Source organism: Brachyspira sp., assembly GCF_050873525.1.
Taxonomy (GTDB): domain Bacteria; phylum Spirochaetota; class Brachyspiria; order Brachyspirales; family Brachyspiraceae; genus Brachyspira.
Genome location: NZ_JBNMIZ010000319.1, coordinates 1 through 2,054, shown reverse-complemented (window position 1 = coordinate 2,054; position 2,054 = coordinate 1). Strand labels below are relative to the sequence as shown.

The window sequence follows — 2,054 nt, the reverse complement described above, 5'->3', positions numbered from 1 at the left end:
TATTTATAATATTTTCAATACTTTTAATTGCATGTTCAAATTCAAATAATAATGAAGAAAGAGATATTAAATTTTTGGAAGCGGAAGAAAGTTTAAATTCTAATATTGAAGAAATTGAAGAATTGGCTTTTACTCAAAACGCTGGAAAGAAAATTCTTATCGCTTACTTCACTTGGGCGGATAATACTTTTGTCGCTAATCCTTCTTCTGTAGATATAAACGCTACGACTTCGGCAAGCGTTTTGCCTCCAGGCGATGCGGGTTTGATAGCGAGATGGATTCAAGAGGAAACGGGCGGAGATTTATTTAGCATAGTAACCGAAAATAAATATTCGAGCAATTATGACGAATGCCTAAATAAAGCGAGACAGGAGCGAGACAATAACGAACGTCCGCGACTTGTAGGCAGAGTAAATAATATGAACGATTACGATGTTATATTTTTAGGTTTTCCAAATTGGTGGTATACTTGTCCTATGGCTGTATTTACATTTTTGGAAAGTTATAATTTTTCGGGAAAAACTATAATTCCTTTTTGCGCGCATGGAACGGGCGGACTTTCAAGGACGGTTAGAGATATAAGAAGGACGCTTCCAAATATTAAAGTTTTGGACGCTATAGGAGTTTATCGTCCTGAAGTGAGAAGTTCAAGAAACAGAATAATTAACTGGGTTAAAGGTTTAAGTTATTAATTTTTAATTTTTCTAATTAAATAAAATTAAATAAAAAACGGGAGAATACTATTAATGAAAAAGATAATAAAAATTTCGGTAGATATAATAATGACTTTATTATTCTTTTTACTTACCGCTTATCATTGGACGGGAGAGACTATTCATGAGTATTTGGGATTTTCTTTATTCGTTTTCTTTATAGCTCATCATATACTAAATTTTAACTGGTATAAAAATCTATTCAAAGGAAAATATAGCTTTAATAGATTTCTAAATACTTTTATAAATACTATGCTTTTTATCTGCATGCTCGGTTTAATGATAAGCGGAATAATGTTTTCCCGTAAAGTTTTATTTTTTCTCAATTTGGACGGCGGAGGAATGTTTAACCGCAGACTTCATATGCTTTCGGCGTCTTGGGGATTTGTTTTTATTTCCGCTCATATAGGAATGCATTGGGGAATGTTTATCGGTATGATGAAATTAAGAAATATTAAAGCGAATATTTTAAAAACATTGATAAATATTTTGGGAATATTGATTGCGATTTACGGAATATTTTCTTTTATAAAACGGGGATTATATCAAAAAATGTTTCTTCTTATAGATTACGCTTTTTTTGATTATGAAGAACCGATTATATTTTTCTTTTTGGATTATTTGGCGATTATGGGCGCTTTTGTGTTTATTACTTATTATACTTCCAAATTATCGCAGAAACGAAAAGTTAAATAAAAGCGCTATTCCAAAAGTGGATTGCTTCGCTTGTTTCACTCGCTCGCAATGACAATTAAATAAAAATTAGTTAGTGGATTGCTTCGCTTTCTTACGAAAGCTCGCACACTCTGTGTGCCTATCGGCAATGACGGTTAATAGTATTGTCATTGCGAGTGAAACGAAGCAATCCAAATAGAATAGATTACTTGGCTCTGCCCGACTTTGTCGCTGGGCGTTGCCCTCGTTCCCTAGGCTAAAGCCCACAGAGTGCGGGACGCCTTTGGCGAATGACATACAAAATGCACCGTCATTACGAGCGATAGCGAAGTAATCCAAAGTTAAAGAAATTCTATACAAAGTGGATTGCTTCGCTTTCTTACGAAAGCTCGCAATGACAGAATTTTTACTGTCATTATTTGTAATGATAAATTATTTTTTGCATAGTCATTGCGAAGGCTTTGCCTGAAGCAATCTATTTTTTGTGGATTGCCACGCCTTCACTCGCTAAAGGCGGACTTCACTCTGTGGGCTTTTAGCCTAGTCTCGGCAATGACAGAATTATTAAAAAAGTTCACAATGCAAATTAATCAGTCATTCGCCGAAGGCGTCCCGTAGGGAACGAGGCATTGAAAATGCCGAAGTAATCCACAATTAATGAAATTC

At 34.5% G+C, this 2,054-nt stretch carries 2 protein-coding genes; both read left to right on the top strand.

What is annotated here, in order from left to right:
- A partial coding sequence (locus ACR0QS_RS13000; RefSeq protein ID WP_432633877.1) for a flavodoxin occupies window positions 1–692 on the top strand: 692 nt, incomplete at its 5' end.
- Window positions 693–746: 54 nt separating this feature from the next.
- A complete protein-coding gene (locus ACR0QS_RS12995) occupies window positions 747–1,409 on the top strand; it encodes a DUF4405 domain-containing protein (RefSeq protein WP_432633876.1) in 663 nt (220 codons plus the stop codon).
- Window positions 1,410–2,054 lie beyond the last annotated feature (645 nt).

Excerpts from the sequence above, each read along its gene's own strand:
- ACR0QS_RS12995 (WP_432633876.1), top strand. The coding sequence starts at position 747 with ATGAAAAAGATAATAAAAATTTCGGTAGATATAATAATGACTTTATTA.